The organism is Dongia sp., assembly GCF_041918875.1.
In the GTDB taxonomy this organism is placed as follows: Bacteria; Pseudomonadota; Alphaproteobacteria; order Dongiales; family Dongiaceae; genus Dongia.
Map to the genome: position 1 here is coordinate 1 of NZ_JAYRUV010000014.1, position 14,550 is coordinate 14,550.

Annotated in this window: 14 protein-coding genes; 11 read left to right on the plus strand and 3 right to left on the minus strand. The window is 63.3% G+C overall.

Annotation, left to right across the window (positions count from 1 at the left end):
- The first annotated feature begins 291 nt into the window (after positions 1 to 291).
- From ACE3TY_RS15120 to ACE3TY_RS15145, 6 genes are all read left to right on the plus strand, one after another.
- Positions 292 to 414, plus strand: a complete 123-nt coding sequence (locus tag ACE3TY_RS15120) for a hypothetical protein (protein ID WP_374654395.1) — start codon at positions 292 to 294, stop codon at positions 412 to 414.
- A gap of 201 nt (positions 415 to 615) precedes the next feature.
- Complete coding sequence (locus tag ACE3TY_RS15125; protein WP_374654397.1) at positions 616 to 1,602, plus strand: Bug family tripartite tricarboxylate transporter substrate binding protein; 987 nt, start codon at positions 616 to 618, stop codon at positions 1,600 to 1,602.
- The gene (locus ACE3TY_RS15130) at positions 1,599 to 2,183 is read left to right on the plus strand and encodes a tripartite tricarboxylate transporter TctB family protein (RefSeq protein ID WP_374654399.1); all 585 of its coding nucleotides are present in this window, start codon (positions 1,599 to 1,601) and stop codon (positions 2,181 to 2,183) included. Before ACE3TY_RS15125 ends, ACE3TY_RS15130 begins: the two co-directional genes overlap by 4 nt.
- Positions 2,184 to 2,187: 4 nt before the next feature.
- Positions 2,188 to 3,678 carry a tripartite tricarboxylate transporter permease gene (locus ACE3TY_RS15135; RefSeq protein ID WP_374654401.1) on the plus strand — a complete coding sequence of 497 codons (1,491 nt, stop codon included), beginning with the start codon at positions 2,188 to 2,190 and terminating at the stop codon, positions 3,676 to 3,678.
- Positions 3,679 to 3,752: 74 nt separating this feature from the next.
- On the plus strand, positions 3,753 to 4,403 hold the full coding sequence (locus tag ACE3TY_RS15140) for a hypothetical protein (protein WP_374654403.1): 651 nt from the start codon (positions 3,753 to 3,755) through the stop codon (positions 4,401 to 4,403).
- 31 nt (positions 4,404 to 4,434) lie between these two features.
- Positions 4,435 to 4,623 carry a hypothetical protein gene (locus ACE3TY_RS15145; RefSeq protein WP_374654405.1) on the plus strand — a complete coding sequence of 63 codons (189 nt, stop codon included), beginning with the start codon at positions 4,435 to 4,437 and terminating at the stop codon, positions 4,621 to 4,623.
- 33 nt (positions 4,624 to 4,656) lie between these two features.
- Here the strand turns inward: ACE3TY_RS15145 and ACE3TY_RS15150 are convergent, their stop codons facing one another.
- Together ACE3TY_RS15150 and ACE3TY_RS15155 are read right to left on the minus strand one after the other, a co-directional pair.
- Complete coding sequence (locus ACE3TY_RS15150) at positions 4,657 to 5,157, minus strand: hypothetical protein (RefSeq protein WP_374654407.1); 501 nt, start codon at positions 5,155 to 5,157, stop codon at positions 4,657 to 4,659.
- Positions 5,158 to 5,335: 178 nt separating this feature from the next.
- Positions 5,336 to 6,421, minus strand: a complete 1,086-nt coding sequence (locus ACE3TY_RS15155) for an aromatic ring-hydroxylating dioxygenase subunit alpha (protein ID WP_374654409.1) — start codon at positions 6,419 to 6,421, stop codon at positions 5,336 to 5,338.
- 83 nt (positions 6,422 to 6,504) lie between these two features.
- Between ACE3TY_RS15155 and ACE3TY_RS15160 the strand changes: the two genes are divergently transcribed.
- A complete protein-coding gene (locus ACE3TY_RS15160) occupies positions 6,505 to 7,509 on the plus strand; it encodes a Gfo/Idh/MocA family protein (protein ID WP_374654411.1) in 1,005 nt (334 codons plus the stop codon).
- A 29-nt stretch (positions 7,510 to 7,538) separates the two neighbouring features.
- Here the strand turns inward: ACE3TY_RS15160 and ACE3TY_RS15165 are convergent, their stop codons facing one another.
- Complete coding sequence (locus tag ACE3TY_RS15165) at positions 7,539 to 8,753, minus strand: Fic family protein (RefSeq protein ID WP_374654413.1); 1,215 nt, start codon at positions 8,751 to 8,753, stop codon at positions 7,539 to 7,541.
- 309 nt (positions 8,754 to 9,062) lie between these two features.
- Between ACE3TY_RS15165 and rimP the strand changes: the two genes are divergently transcribed.
- The 4 genes from rimP to infB are packed head-to-tail and all read left to right on the plus strand — an operon-like array spanning position 9,063 to position 14,414.
- A complete protein-coding gene (rimP, locus tag ACE3TY_RS15170; protein ID WP_374654415.1) occupies positions 9,063 to 9,563 on the plus strand; it encodes a ribosome maturation factor RimP in 501 nt (166 codons plus the stop codon).
- Between the two features lie 21 nt (positions 9,564 to 9,584).
- Entirely contained in the window at positions 9,585 to 11,105 is a 1,521-nt protein-coding gene (gene nusA / locus ACE3TY_RS15175) for a transcription termination factor NusA (RefSeq protein ID WP_374654417.1), read from the plus strand.
- Positions 11,106 to 11,144: 39 nt separating this feature from the next.
- Entirely contained in the window at positions 11,145 to 11,783 is a 639-nt protein-coding gene (locus tag ACE3TY_RS15180; RefSeq protein WP_374654419.1) for an RNA-binding protein, read from the plus strand.
- A 36-nt stretch (positions 11,784 to 11,819) separates the two neighbouring features.
- Positions 11,820 to 14,414: a translation initiation factor IF-2 gene (gene infB, locus ACE3TY_RS15185; RefSeq protein ID WP_374654421.1), complete on the plus strand. Its 2,595-nt coding sequence runs from the start codon at positions 11,820 to 11,822 to the stop codon at positions 14,412 to 14,414.
- Positions 14,415 to 14,550 lie beyond the last annotated feature (136 nt).

Below are 14,550 nucleotides of genomic sequence, written 5' to 3' on the forward strand. Positions count from 1 at the left end.
GTTCGCCACCGGCCCAGGCTGCTCCCGCCAAGGGGAGCGATATGGCGGCCTGCGCCCCGAAACGAGGCTTGCGCCGTGGACAACCGAGCGATTCCGGATGGGCACCGGAGGTAATGTGTGCACAACTAATTAGTATCAAATTCCTACGGCTTTGTCAAGAACAATAAGAGAACATGCAGCTTAATTCACACCTTATAAAGATATAGTCATGAAATTACGCAGATATTCTTGTTGAATTGTCGCGCAAGCGTGACTATTCATTGTGTAGATATCTTCCGGAGTATTTACACTATGACACTGCGCAATCTGGCCCGGCTGGGCCTGGCTCTTCTCTTCCTCACCGGGCTGGTGGCCGGCAGCGTTCATGCCCGGATCGACCCTGGCGGGACTGTCACCTACATCGCGGCCTCCTAAAAGAACAACCTCCTATTGACGCAGGGTTTTCCGACGCGCTGGCGACAAAACGGCGCAGGCAAGCATTGACCCTGCCGCCATCGCCTGTCAGCTTTCCGCCAGCACCGAATGCGAGGGGGATTCGCGTTCGTGCCGTAAAGCTAACGTAAAGGCGGTTGGGGAGAGCCGTTTCCGTCGTCATCTGCAAACGGGAGGAAATCCATGAAAAAGCTTTCGCGCCGCCAGGTTCTGAAGACCGGTGCCGCTCTTGCCGTCATTACCGCCGCTGGCGGCATGCTGCCGCCGCGCGACGCCTTCGCGGCGCTCGAATCGCTTACCGTCGTTGCCCCGGCCAAGCCCGGCGGCGGCTGGGACCAGACCGCGCGCTCCATGCAGGAAGTGCTGCAGGGGGCCGGCATCGTCAGCGCGGTCCAGGTTGAAAACGTCGCCGGCGCCGGCGGCACCGTGGGCCTGGCGCAGTTCGCCAACAGGAAGGGCGATGCCAGCGCCGTGCTGGTGGGCGGCCTCGTCATGCTGGGCGCCATCCTCACCAACAAATCGCCGATCACCCTGAAGGATGTGACCCCGTTGGCGCGCCTTACCGGCGAATATGAAGTCATTGTCGTGCCGGCCGCTTCGGAACTGAAATCGATGGGCGATCTTGCCGCCAAATTGAAGGCCGATGCCGGCTCCGTCTCCTGGGGCGGCGGATCGGCGGGCGGCACCGACCATATCCTGGCCGGCCTCATCGCCACGGCGGCGGGCGCGGATGTCACCAAGCTCAACTATGTGGCCTTCTCCGGCGGCGGTGAAGCGCTGGCGGCGATCGTCGGTGGCCATGTCACTTGCGGCGTCAGCGGCCTCGGTGAATTCGAAGCGCAGATCAAGGCCGGCGAGCTCCGCGCGCTCGCCATCTCGTCGGGCGAGCGCCTGGCCGGCCTAGACGCGCCGACCCTGAAGGAATCCGGCCTCGATGTGGAACTCGCCAACTGGCGCGCGGTCTTCGGTGCCGGCGAATTGGCGGATGCCGACAAGGCGGCCCTGCTCGATGCCGTCGACCAGATGGTGAAGTCGGACGGCTGGAAGAAGACGCTGGAGACCAAGGGCTGGATGGATACGTATCTGGCCGGCGACGCCTTTGCCGCCTATCTCACGGAAGAGGAAGCGCGGGTCACGACCGTGCTGAAGGAAATCGGTCTGGTCTCGTGACCTCGCCGAAATATCAGCCGGGCGGCGTTCAGCACCCGGCTTCCGGGTCGGGCGGTTTCCAACGCTGGCAGGGCATCGTCATCGGCGCTGTCCTGCTGGCGCTGGGCGCCGGCATCTCCATCGTGACCCTGGGTGTCCAGGCCCTGCCCGGCCAGGACAGCCTGGGGCCGCGCCTGTTCCCGGTCCTCATCGGCGGCGGGCTCATCATCCTGGGCCTTGCCAATGCCTGGTCCGGCTGGACGGCCATGCGGCAGGGCGTGCCGCATGAAGGTGCGCTCATTCCAGTCAGCGAGGAAGAGAATGCGGCCGGGCCCGGCGACACGGAACAAGGCGATTGGCCGACCTTGCTGTGGGTCATCGCCGGCCTGTGCCTGGGGGCGCTCGGTTACAAGGCGGTGGGCTTCATTCCGTCGGCCTGGCTGGTGTTCGTGCTGACGGCCAGGGGCTTTGCCGGGCGCTGGAGCATGCGCCACGCGCTGGTCGGCCTTGCCGTGGTGCTGGTCGCCTTCCTCGGTTTCACGAAAGGTCTCGGCTTGCCCTTGCCGGGCGGACTCCTGACAGGCCTTCTGGGGGGACACTGAACACATGGATACCCTTGACGGTCTGCTGCAGGGCTTCGCGGTTGCCTTCACGCCGGTCAATCTCCTTTGGTCGCTGCTGGGCGTGACGCTCGGGACCGCCATCGGCGTCCTGCCCGGAATCGGGCCGGCGCTGACCATCGCGCTGCTGCTGCCGGTCACCTATCACCTCGACCCGACGGCGGCCTTCATCATCTTCGGCGGCATCTATTACGGCGCCATGTACGGCAGCTCGACCACCTCGATCCTGCTCAACGTGCCTGGCGAAACCGGCTCCATCGTTACCGCCATCGACGGGCATATGATGGCCAGGAAGGGCCGCGCGGCGGCGGCGCTCGCCACGGCGGCGATCGGTTCCTTCGTCGCCGGCACCATCGCCACGGTGGGCCTGAGCTTCCTCTCGCCCATCATGGTCAGGATCGCGCTGCTGTTCGGGCCGGCGGAATATTTCAGCCTGATGGTGCTGGCCTTCGTCACGGTCTCGGCACTGCTGGGCAGTTCGATCCTGCGCGGCCTCTCGGCGCTGTTCATCGGTCTTGCCATCGGCCTCATCGGCATCGATACGCAGACGGGCCAGGCGCGCTTCACCTTCGGCCTGCTGCCGCTGCTCGACGGTCTCGACGTCGTGGTGGTGGCGGTGGGCCTGTTCGCGCTGGGCGAAGCGTTTCATGTCGCCTTCCGCGAGGCGCGGCGGCCGGAGGAAATCAGCAGCGTTACCGGCAGCCTGTGGATGTCGCGGCAGGATTGGGCGCGCTCCTGGAAACCCTGGCTGCGCGGCACCGCCCTGGGCTTTCCCTTGGGCTCGCTACCGGCGGGCGGCACCGAGATTCCGACCTTCCTCTCTTATCTCGTCGAGAAGCGGCTATCGAGGAAGCCGCAGGAATTCGGCCAAGGCGCCATCGAAGCGGTGGCCGGGCCGGAAGCGGCCAACAATGCGGCGGTCGCGGGCGTGCTGGTGCCGCTGCTCTCCTTCGGCCTGCCCACTTCGGCCACGGCGGCGATCCTGCTCGCGGCATTCCAGCAATATGGCATCCAGCCGGGGCCGATGCTCTTTTCCAGCAACAGCACTTTGGTCTGGGCGCTGATCGCCAGCCTCTATCTCGGCAATCTGATGCTGCTGGTGCTCAATCTGCCGCTGGTGGGATTGTGGGCGAAGCTCCTGCTCATCCCGCGACCGCTGCTCTATGGCGGCATCCTGGTCCTCTCGATGCTGGGTGTCTATTCGCTCAACAATTCGGTGTTCGACCTGTGGCTGCTGCTCGGCATCGGCCTTCTCGGCTTCGCCATGCGGCAGTTCGAATATCCGGTGGCACCCCTTGTGGTGGGCCTGATCCTGGGGCCGATGGCGGAAGAACAGTTCCGCCGCGCCTATGCCATCGCGCAAGGCGATGTCAGCGTCTTCTTCACCCACCCGATCTCGGCCCTGCTGCTGGCCATCGCGAGCGCCTGCGTCATCGGCCCCTTCCTGCTGCGCCGGCGTCGGTCGAGCCGGGGGTAGCTGTTACCCGGTCCGTTCATTTCATGCAATTATAGAAGACATTCTTGTTGATATACGCGATTTAAGGTTGTGTAATGCAGCCTTTCGAAGCCTTCGGGATGTCTTGTCGTGGATATCAGCCTCGCGTTGCTCGAACTCGCGTTCGTGTTTCTCCCAGGGAATGTCTGGGCAACTATCGACTATCGTTATGGTCCGAGACGAGAGTTCTCAGAGTTTCGTTTTACACTCGGTGCATTTCTCTTTGGACCGCGAGCTATGCCGAACTTGCTGTCGCTTACTGGGCATTTGGCAAAGAACTAACAATCCCGGCGCTTACGCAAAATCTCGATCACGATTTCAAGCCATTGGTTGGGCAAATATTGATTGCCCTGCTATTTGCGTTCGGCTCGGCAATCATCTGGGCAACTTGCTCCAACAAGAAGCTCTTCAGCCGCATGCTTCGCGCCGTTGGTGTGACCAAGCGTTTCGGGGACGAAGACGTGTGGGAGTATGTCTTCAATTCAGGGAGCCCAATGAGTGAATACGTCAATCTGCGCGACTTTGATCGCCAGCTAACCTATGCGGGATATGTGGGGGCATTTTCGGAGACGGGCGATATTCGAGAAATCTTACTGAGAGATGTTGACGTCTACGACTTTACGGGGACTTTGCTCTACAATATGCCACATATCTATCTGGCGCGGGGCAAGGCGGATTTGCATGTGGAACTGCCATACCGGGCCTGACGGTCGAACGTGTCAACTATAGGAGAATCTGATGGACAAGAAGGATGCCGGAGCCGTGGCGCGCCCGAAAGTGCAGGTTCTTCAAGAAGGGCTAATCGTGAAGGGCGGCGTGAACCCAACGACCACTCAAATTCCACAACGGCCTTCGCCGCCACCCGCATTGAAGCCAATTACCACTCAACCCGCGATATCGCCCACGACCCAGAGCAAGCCGAAGTGAGGCGTTCCTCGAACTGATGAACTGACCCAGTTTTCATTCTGGCGCTGGCGGGACCATCTGGAACGAGCGGCGATTGACGCCGTCGTCGAGATCGACGGCGATGGCGTAATGCTGCCAGCCAAGGCGGTAGGCGGCGATGTCGGGAATGCGGAGTTGTACGCGGCTTTGGGTCATGCGCCGCACCGCGCCGCCGCCGTCCGAAGAAAAAAGCGGAAAGCCGATGCCGATACCGGTGGAGACGCCACCGCTCGACCCGCCGACGACACCGACGCCGACATTGGGCCGCACATTGCCGCCGCCGCTATAGCTCTGCCGGTCGCGGTCGATGGCGAAGGCCTCGGTGACGGCGCCGCTGGGGTCGATGAGCCGTGCCGACTTGACCGGCAGCGGATCGTCGACGGTGAGGACGATCACGGTTTCGTCCTCGGCGCTAATGGCGGCGGTGACGGTTTCGTCGATGCCGTGGGGCCGCGCGGAATCATAGCCGCAGGCGGTCAGGGTCAGCAAGGCAAGGGCGAGGATCGGGGGGCGCATGCCCGGAATGTGGCGCAGAAATTGGCTGCGGCCTAGGGCAAACACGGGAATGTGATGAGCAAGCGCCCCTCACCCCAACCCCTCTCCCCAGAGGGGCGAGGGGCTTACTGCCGAGACCCGCTCGGAACTCCCTCGCCCCGCGGAAGCGGGGAGAGGGTCGGGGTGAGGGGTGTCGAAGCTACTCGCTGATCCCTTGCGCGCTTAGCGCGGCGCGGACTTCGTCATGGTAGTATTTGACACCCATTTCGTGGCGCGGGCTCAAGGGGCCGCGGCGGTAGATGCCGGCTTCGAGATTGCCCTGGGACTGCTCGCAGATGCCGAAATCCTCGCGCACGATCTGGCAGTTGGTCTCGATGGTCTTCTGCTGCGCCGCGAGGCGTGCCGGGGCGAGATCCTGGAAATAGAAGCTGTAATGGAGCGTCGTCGAGCGTGGCCCATGCGGCACGATGCGCGAGGCGTTCATGCCGTCGGGATAGACGGAGAGCGTCATGTTGGGCCAGATCCACAGCCACAGGCCGCCATAGATGGAGCCCGATTTCTGCGGCGCCTTCATGATGACGACATGCTTGGCGTAGGTCGTCTCGAACAGGTTGAAGTCGATGGCCTGGATGAGGCCCGGATGAATGCCGGGGATATGGTAGCCTTCGACGAAATTGTCGGTATAGGTCTTCCAGTTGCATTTGATGGCGAAGTCGGCATCGTCGCGCTTCTGGAAGCTTTCGATCGGGAAGGGCTCGACCAGCCGGGCGACATCGCTCAAATAGTCGGCGAGCGGTTCGGCCTTGCCGTCGATATTGACGAAGACGAGGCCGCGCCAGGCATCGAGGCGCACGGGCTTGAGGCCGTGATCCTCCTTCCTGAACCAGTCGCATTCGCCAAAATGCGGCGCCACCTTCAGCTTGCCGTCATGGTCGAACATCCAGCCGTGATAGCGGCAGCGCAGCACGTCGCAATGGCCGGTCCCCTCGGCAAAGAGGGGTGCCGCACGGTGCGGGCAGAGATTGTGGAAAGCCTTCAGCGCCCCGTTGCGGTCGCGGAGGATGAAAATGTTGAAGCCGGCCACCAGGATGGCGGTATAATCGCCGGGTTGCGGCAAGTCGGCCTCGCGGCAGGCGAACTGCCAGGTGGCGGCGAAGACCGACCAGCGCTCCGCTTCATAGATGTCGGCGGCGTGGTACCAGCGGGCGGGCAGGGTGTAGAGCGGCATGGTCTTGCCGTCGATCGTTGCCTGCGTTGAACCGTGGGTGCCAGTATCCGGTGCCATGTCGCGTCCATTCCGCTAAATTTCACCTGTATCATAGCAGCGGTGGCGCCGCTTGCTACAATCTTGAACGGAGAAGGTCAGTCATGAAGCCGGTCAAATGGGGTATCGTCAGCACAGCCGATATCGGCCTCAAGAAGGTCATCCCCGCCATGCTGCGCGCCAGGGGCGTGGAGATCGCGGGGCTGGCATCGCGCGACGGGGCGCGTGCCAAGCAGGCCGCCGACAAGCTCGGCATTCCCAGATCCTTCGGCTCCTACGAGGCGCTGCTCAACGATCCGGAGATCGAGGCGGTCTATAACCCGCTGCCCAATCATCTCCATGTCCCGGTGACCCTGCAGGCGCTGGCCGCGGGCAAGCATGTGCTGTGCGAAAAGCCCATCGCCTTGTCGGCCCAGGAAGCGCGCCAGCTGCTGGACGGTGCCAGGAGGGCGGGCAAGCTGGTCGGCGAGGCCTTCATGGTGCGCCATCATCCGCAATGGCGCCGGGCGCGGGAGCTGGCGCAATCGGGACGGCTGGGCGAGGTGAAACTCGTGAGTTCGGTCTTCAGCTATTTCAACGACGATCCCCTGAATGTGCGCAACCAGGCCGATATCGGCGGCGGCGGACTCTACGATATCGGCTGCTATCCGATCGTCGCCGCGCGCTTCGTCTTCGGAGCCGAGCCGGTCCGCGTCTCGGCGGTGATGGATCTGGACCCCAAATTCAAGACCGACCGCCTGACGTCGGCCTTGGCGGAATTTCCTGGCGGGCGCCATCTGGTCTTTGCCGCCTCGACCCAATTGGTGCCGCGCCAGCATGTCCAGATCCTCGGCACCAAGGCGCGGGCGGAAGTGATGATCCCCTTCAACGCCCCGCCGAACCAGACCACGACCTTACGCATCGACGACGGCTCGGACCTCACCGGCGCCAATATCGCCAGCGAAGTGATGCCGGCCTGCGATCAGTACACGCTGCAGGGTGAAGCCTTCTCGGCGGCGATCCGAGGCACCGCGAAGCTGGAATTCGGCATCGAGGACGCCATCGCCAACATGCGTGTCATCGATGCGATGTTCAAAGCGGCGAAGAGCGGGACGTGGGAGGCTGTTTAGGCGGGCTTCGGTGGCGCGGCCGCGCCGATTCAATCTCCGATATTCGAGAAGAGGGCGGCATAGGCGGCATACCAGAAGACCCGGTTACGCGTATTGCCGGTGATTTCGTGCAGGATGCCGGCATCGACAAGCTTCCGGACGAGGTTGTTGGCGTTAGGATAGCTGATGCCGAGAATGTCTGCGACCCTTTTGACCGATATCGCGGGTCGTTCGTACATGCGCTCAAGAATGCGCAATCCGTTGCCGCTGGCAGGGCCGAACGCGTCGATGATTAGCTGGCGATGCTCTTCCCTGAGTGCAACGATCCGGCGGGCCGTTTCAGTGGCCTGCCGGGCGACCTCGCCGACGCCGGCCAGAAAGAATTTCAGCCAGCCCTCCCAGTCGCCATGATCGCGAATGCGCTGCAGATGCTCGTAGTAGGCACTCTGGTGGCGTTTAAGAAAAAGCGAGAGATAAAGCACCGGCTTCTGGAGAATGCCCTCGCTACACAGAAAAAAGGTGATCAGCAATCGGCCTATCCGGCCATTGCCATCCAGGAACGGATGGATCGTCTCGAACTGCGCGTGGGCGAGGCCGATCTTGATAAGAGAAGGTAAATTATCCTTATTGTGCAGAAAGATTTCGAGGTCACCCAATGCCTTGCCCGCCTCTTCCGGCGGTGGCGGGACGAAGGTCGCTTCGGCAAGCGTGGCACCACCGGGGCCAATCCAGTTCTGGCTCCGCCGCAATTCGCCCGGCTGCATCTTTCCGCCGCGAACATTCTTCAGCAGACGTTGATGAATTTCGCAGATAAGCCGCACCGACAGAGGAAGCGAGCCGAGGCGCTCGAGGCCGTAATTCATGGCATCGGTGTAATTGATGACGTCGCCGACATCGCCGACGGCGGTAAATAGATTCTCCTCGGCCTTGATGACGTCGTTGAGCGAGGCTTGCGTACCTTCGATCTGGCTGGAAAGGACGGCTTCCTTCCGGACATAGAGGAACATGAAGCGGCTGGGCGCCGGGAGTGTTTGAATGGATCCATCCAATCGTCCCAAGGCACCGTCGGCAGCCGAAAGCAGCCGCTGCATTTCTGGGTCGATCCGGATCGGCGGATGGTCGGGCGGCAGCGGCTTCGGGATGAAGGCGCTGTATCCCGCCAGTTGTCGGATATACGTGCCGGCACGACCGGCAATGGATGGCGCATCGGTCATAGATACATTTCCTATAGTATCGCCTTGCGATAATATATCGTATTTATACATGTTTTATGTATGTTCGGCGATAGTTTAAGTGCCTTTTTCAAAGATAATTATGCGGGCGGTTATAACGAACGGAAGGCAAGCCGTAAGTGTGCGCCACGATAATGGGACGCGTCGAACCGGGTAATCCTGGTGGCAGCCAAAGCGCTTGCATCCCGGGTTGAAATCCCTATATTCCGGGCAAATCCCAGGGTCCGATGAGGCCCAATTCAAAAGGGTGGGCCCAGCGGCCCGCCTTTTTTGTTGGGCTGCTTTTGGCGGAGCCGCGGGATTGCAATCTTCTGACCTTATGATGTGCGACAGCCGGACCGCATGAGCCTGACCGATAACATCGCCGATATGATTGGCCCCAGCATCGAAGCCCTTGGCTACGAGGTGGTGCGTGTGACGCTTGCCGGATCGACCCGCAAGGTGCTGCAGATCATGGCCGAGCCCAGGGACGGGCGCGTGATGTCGGTCGAGGATTGCGCGCGCGTTTCCCGCGCCGTTTCGGCCATCCTCGATGTCGAGGACCCGATTTCGGGCGCCTATTCGCTGGAGGTTTCGTCGCCCGGCATCGACCGGCCGCTGACGCGCCCCAAGGATTTCGACCGCTTCAAGGGCCACGAGGCCAAGATCGAGACGCATGAGCCGGTCGAGGGCAGGAAGCGTTTCAAGGGCATCCTCATGGGTGTCGCGGACGAGAGTGTGAAGATCGACAGCGATGGGGCCATCGTCGCCCTGCCGCTCGAGCAGATCGCCAAGGCCAAGCTGGTGCTGACCGATGCGCTGATTGCAGCGCATGAGGCGGCGCTGGACACCGAACCAAACTGATTTACGCCAACCGAGGACAACATGGAAACGATTGCCATTCCCCGTATGGAGCTGTTGCAGGTCGCCGACGCGGTCGCCCGCGAAAAAGGGATCGACCGCGACGACGTGCTGACCGCCATGGAGCAGGCCATTCAGAAGGCCGGCCGCTCGAAATACGGCCATGAGCACGATATCCGCGCCCAGATCGACCGCAAGACCGGCGAGATCAAGCTGATCCGCGTGCAGGAAGTGGTGGATCTGGTCGAGAACGAGGTGACGCAGATCCCGGTCAAGGCGGCATTGCGCCGCAAGCCGGACGCCAAGGTGGGCGACCTCCTCGTGGACGAATTGCCGCCCATTGATTTCGGCCGCATCGCCGCCCAGACCGCCAAGCAGGTCATCGTGCAGAAGGTGCGTGAATCCGAGCGCAAGCGCCAGTTCGACGAGTTCAAGGACAGGAAGGGCGAAGTCATCAACGGCCTGGTGAAGCGCGTCGAATTCGGCAACATCACGGTCGATCTCGGCCGTGGCGAAGCCATGCTGCGCCGCGACGAGCTGCTGCCGCGCGAAACCTTCCGCACCGGCGACCGTGTCCGCGCCATCATCTTCGACGTGCGCGAGGAGCAGCGCGGTCCGCAGATTTTCCTTTCCCGCACGCATCCCGATTTCATGGCCAAGCTGTTCGCGCAGGAAGTGCCGGAAGTCTATGACGGCATCATCGAAATCAAGTCCGTCGCCCGCGACCCCGGCAGCCGCGCCAAGATCGCCGTCATGTCCAATGACAGCGGCATCGATCCGGTAGGCGCCTGCGTCGGCATGCGCGGCAGCCGCGTCCAGGCGGTTGTCCAGGAACTGCAGGGCGAAAAGATCGACATCATTCCCTGGAGCCAGGACCAGGCCACCTTCGTGGTCAACGCCCTGGCCCCGGCCGAGGTTTCCAAGGTCGTCATCGACGAGGATACCGGGCGCATCGAAGTCGTGGTGCCGGATGACCAGCTCAGTCTGGCGATCGGCCGCCGCGGGCAGAATGTGCGTCTGGCCTCGCAGCTCACCGGCTTCGATATCGACATCCTGACCGACGCCCAGGAATCCGAGCGCCGCCAGGAAGAGTTCAAGTCGCGCTCGCAGACCTTCATGGACGCGCTCGACGTCGACGACGTCATCGCCCATCTGCTGGTGACCGAGGGTTTCGCCTCGGTCGAGGAAGTGGCTTTCGTGCCGGTCGAGGATCTGGCCGGGATCGAGGGTTTCGACGCCGACGTGGCGGCGGAACTCAAGGCGCGCGCCGCCGCCTGGATCGAGGCCGAATCCGAACGGTCGACGGAGAAGCGCAAGGAAATGGGCGTCACCGACGAGGTGGCGGCGATCGACAAGCTGACCCCGCCGATGCTGGTGGCGCTGGGCGAAAAAGGGGTGAAGACCCTCGACGACCTCGCCGACCTCGCCGCCGACGAACTGGTCGATGCCAAGGACGGCATCCTGAAGGAATTCGACCTCACGGCCGACGACGCCAACGCCATCATCATGGCGGCGCGCGCGCATTGGTTCGAGGACGAGAAGTAACGAGGCGCCATGGTCTTGCTGGGGCAACAGGAACACGTCATGACGCACGCGGACGATATCGATCCGTCGGGCGTCCTTGACGATTCCCTGGCCGGAACCGCCGGGCCCGAGCGTACCTGCATCGTGACACGGCAGGTCATGGAAAAGGGGCGGATGATCCGCTTCGTCGCTGGCCCCGCCGGTGATATCGTGCCGGACCTCAAGGGCGATCTGCCGGGACGCGGGTTCTGGGTGAGCGCCGACCGCGAGACCTTGACCGAGGCTGTGCGCAGGCACGCTTTTACCAAGGTTACCAAGGGCCAGGCGAAGGCCGACGCCGGGCTTCCCGACCGGGTGGCGCAGCTTCTGGAACGCCAGTTGCTCGACCAGTTGGGCCTGGCCAAGAAATCGGGCCAGCTGGTGGCCGGTTTCGACAAGGTCGAGGCGGCGCTCCGGGCGGGGCAGGTGAAATTCCTGCTCGAAGCCAGCGACGGATCGTCCGACGGGCGGGGCAAGCTGGCGCGGCTGGCCGGTCCTGGGGTAGAGATATGGGCACCTTTGCCATCCGAAGCGCTGGCGCCGGCCCTGGGCCGGCTGCATGCGGTTCATGTGGCGGTGAAACCAGGCGGCATGGCCGAGCGCTTGAGGGTGACCCTGCGCCGGCATGCCGGCTTTGCCCTGCCAGGCAATAAGATATAGACAACGACGTACTTTACGAACGGAAACACGCGCAGCATGTCCAGTGATACCGATACGCCGACCCGCAAACCGCTGAAGCTTTCTTCGCCCGGCAAGCTCGAGCTGAAGAAGACGGTGGATGGCGGCCAGGTGCGCCAGAGCTTCCCGCATGGCCGTTCCAAGACGGTCGCGGTCGAGGTGAAGAAGAAGCGCACCTATACCGCGGGTGCCGGCGGCAAGTTGGCGGAAGTGGCGCCCGAGGTCGAGGTGAAGGCGCATGTCCCGGCGCCCGTGGCACCCGTGCCCGAGGTCGACGAGCGGCACCATACGCTGACGGACCAGGAGCGGCAGAACCGCCTCAAGGTGCTGGAACAGGCCAAGAAGGACGAGGACGTCCGCAAGCTCACGGAAGCCGAGGAAGCCCGCCGCGCCGCCGAACGCCAGGAGCGCGAGCGCGCCGAGCTGGAGCGCCGCCGCCGTGAGGAGGAAGAGCGCAAGGCAGCCGAGGAGGCCGCCCGCAAGGCCCGCGAGGTGCCCGAAGCGCCCAAGACCGCCAAGCCGGCCGCCGCCAGCGAGGCCGAAGCGGAAACGGGAACCGGTGCCGTGCCTCATGTCGGGCGCATGCATCTGGCCAAGACGGTCGCCAAGCAGGCCGAAGAGGAAAACGAGGAAGCGACGCGCCGGCGGACGACCGGCCACCGCGCGCCGGCACCCAAGCCGGCAGCCGGCCGCGGCCGTGGCGACGACCAGCGCCGCCGCAGCGGCAAGCTCTCGGTCACCCAGGCGCTCGATGCCGACGGCGGCGAGCGCCAGCGTTCGCTGGCGGCCTTCCGCCGCCGGACCGAAAAGGAACGACGTGCCATGATGGGCAGCGCGCAGTCGCAGGCGAAGGTCCTGCGCGAGGTCGTGCTGCCCGAAGCAATCACGGTGCAGGAACTGGCGAGCCGCATGGCGGAGCGCGGTGCCGACGTGATCAAGGCTTTAATGAAAATGGGTGTCATGGCCACAATCAACCAGACGATCGACGCCGACACGGCCGAACTCATCATCGGTGAGTTCGGACATACCGTGCGCCGCGTCTCCGCGGCCGATGTCGAAGTCGGCCTCGAGGGCGATACGGATGCGTCGGAAGCCTTGGTGTCGCGGCCGCCGGTCGTCACCATCATGGGCCATGTCGATCACGGCAAGACCTCGCTCCTCGATGCGCTGCGCCAGACCGACGTAGCAGCACACGAAGCGGGCGGCATCACGCAGCATATCGGCGCCTATCAGGTGACCCTGCCCACGGGCAAGAAGATCACCTTCATCGACACGCCGGGCCATGCCGCCTTCACCGAGATGCGCGCGCGCGGCGCCAACGTGACCGATATCGTGGTGCTGGTCGTTGCTGCCGATGACGGCATCATGCCGCAGACGGTCGAGGCCATCCATCACGCCAAGGCCGCGAAGGTGCCGATCATCGTCGCCATCAACAAGATGGACAAGCCCGGCGCGGACGCGACGCGCGTGCGCCGCGAACTCCTCAACCATGAACTCGTGACCGAGGATATGGGCGGCGACGTGCTCTCGGTCGAGGTTTCGGCCAAGGCCAAGACCAACCTCGACAAGCTCGAGGAAACGCTGCTGCTGCAGGCCGAAATCCTCGATTTGAAGGCCAATCCGGAACGTCAGGCCCTGGGTGCGGTGGTCGAAGCCAAGGTCGAGCGCGGCCGTGGCACGGTGGCGACGCTCCTGGTGCAGAAGGGCACGCTGAAAGTAGGCGACATCTTCGTGGCCGGCGCCGAATGGGGCCGCGTCCGCGCGCTCCTCGACGATCGCGGCCGCAACATCGACAGCGCCGGCCCGGCGACGCCGGTCGAGGTGCTAGGTCTGCAGGGCACGCCGCTGGCCGGCGACGTCTTCGTCGTCGTCGATTCCGAGGCCCGCGCCCGCGAGATCACCGAATTCCGCCTCAATCGCCAGCGCGAACAGATCGCACTCAGCGCCGGCCGTTCGACGCTGGAGCAGATGTTCTCGCGCATCCAGGCCGGCGAAGCCAAGGAAGTGCCCGTGGTCATCAAGGCCGACGTGCAGGGCTCGGTCGAAGCGATTTCGGGCAGCCTCAAGCAATTGGGCACCGAAGAGGTCAAGGTGCGCATCCTGCACGCGGCCGTGGGCGGCGTGAACGAAAGCGACGTGACGCTGGCCCGCGCCTCGGGCGGCATGATCATCGGCTTCAACGTCCGCGCCAATCCGCAGGCCCGCGAAATGGCGCGGCGCGACCATGTCGATATCCGCTACTACTCGATCATCTACAATGTCGTTGATGACATCAAAGCGGCCATGTCGGGCATGCTGGCGCCCACCTTGCGCGAAAAGTTCCTTGGCAATGCCGAGATCCGCGAAGTGTTCAGCATCACCAAGACTGGCAAGGTCGCGGGCTGCATGGTCACCGAAGGCCTGGTCAAGCGCGGCGGCAAGGTCCGCCTGCTGCGCGACAACGTCGTCATCCACGAAGGCACGCTCAAGACGCTGCGCCGCTTCAAGGACGAAGTCCGCGAAGTCAAGGAAGGCTTCGAATGCGGCATGGCGTTCGAGAATTACGACAATATCGAAAAGGGCGACATCATCGAATGCTTCGAGATGGAAGAAGTCGCCCGGGAACTGGCGTAAGGACGCATTTATCCAACTGCTTTCCTGGAGGATGGCGGCTCGTGTTGAGTTGTCATCCTCCGCGAAGGCGGAGGATCCACGAGTTTCTTTCTTCGTGTCGTCGAGAAACTCGTGGATGGTCCGCCTGCGCGGGCCG

Bases quoted from the DNA above. Each gene is read 5' to 3' on its own strand.
- ACE3TY_RS15120 (WP_374654395.1), top strand. From the start codon at position 292: ATGACACTGCGCAATCTGGCCCGGCTGGGCCTGGCTCTTCTCTTCCTC.
- ACE3TY_RS15125 (WP_374654397.1), top strand. From the start codon at position 616: ATGAAAAAGCTTTCGCGCCGCCAGGTTCTGAAGACCGGTGCCGCTCTT.
- ACE3TY_RS15135 (WP_374654401.1), top strand. From the start codon at position 2,188: ATGGATACCCTTGACGGTCTGCTGCAGGGCTTCGCGGTTGCCTTCACG.
- ACE3TY_RS15140 (WP_374654403.1), top strand. From the start codon at position 3,753: ATGCAGCCTTTCGAAGCCTTCGGGATGTCTTGTCGTGGATATCAGCCT.
- ACE3TY_RS15145 (WP_374654405.1), top strand. From the start codon at position 4,435: ATGGACAAGAAGGATGCCGGAGCCGTGGCGCGCCCGAAAGTGCAGGTT.
- ACE3TY_RS15150 (WP_374654407.1), bottom strand. From the start codon at position 5,157: ATGCGCCCCCCGATCCTCGCCCTTGCCTTGCTGACCCTGACCGCCTGC.
- ACE3TY_RS15155 (WP_374654409.1), bottom strand. From the start codon at position 6,421: ATGGCACCGGATACTGGCACCCACGGTTCAACGCAGGCAACGATCGAC.
- ACE3TY_RS15160 (WP_374654411.1), top strand. From the start codon at position 6,505: ATGAAGCCGGTCAAATGGGGTATCGTCAGCACAGCCGATATCGGCCTC.
- ACE3TY_RS15165 (WP_374654413.1), bottom strand. From the start codon at position 8,753: ATGTATAAATACGATATATTATCGCAAGGCGATACTATAGGAAATGTA.
- rimP (WP_374654415.1), top strand. From the start codon at position 9,063: ATGAGCCTGACCGATAACATCGCCGATATGATTGGCCCCAGCATCGAA.
- nusA (WP_374654417.1), top strand. From the start codon at position 9,585: ATGGAAACGATTGCCATTCCCCGTATGGAGCTGTTGCAGGTCGCCGAC.
- ACE3TY_RS15180 (WP_374654419.1), top strand. From the start codon at position 11,145: ATGACGCACGCGGACGATATCGATCCGTCGGGCGTCCTTGACGATTCC.
- infB (WP_374654421.1), top strand. From the start codon at position 11,820: ATGTCCAGTGATACCGATACGCCGACCCGCAAACCGCTGAAGCTTTCT.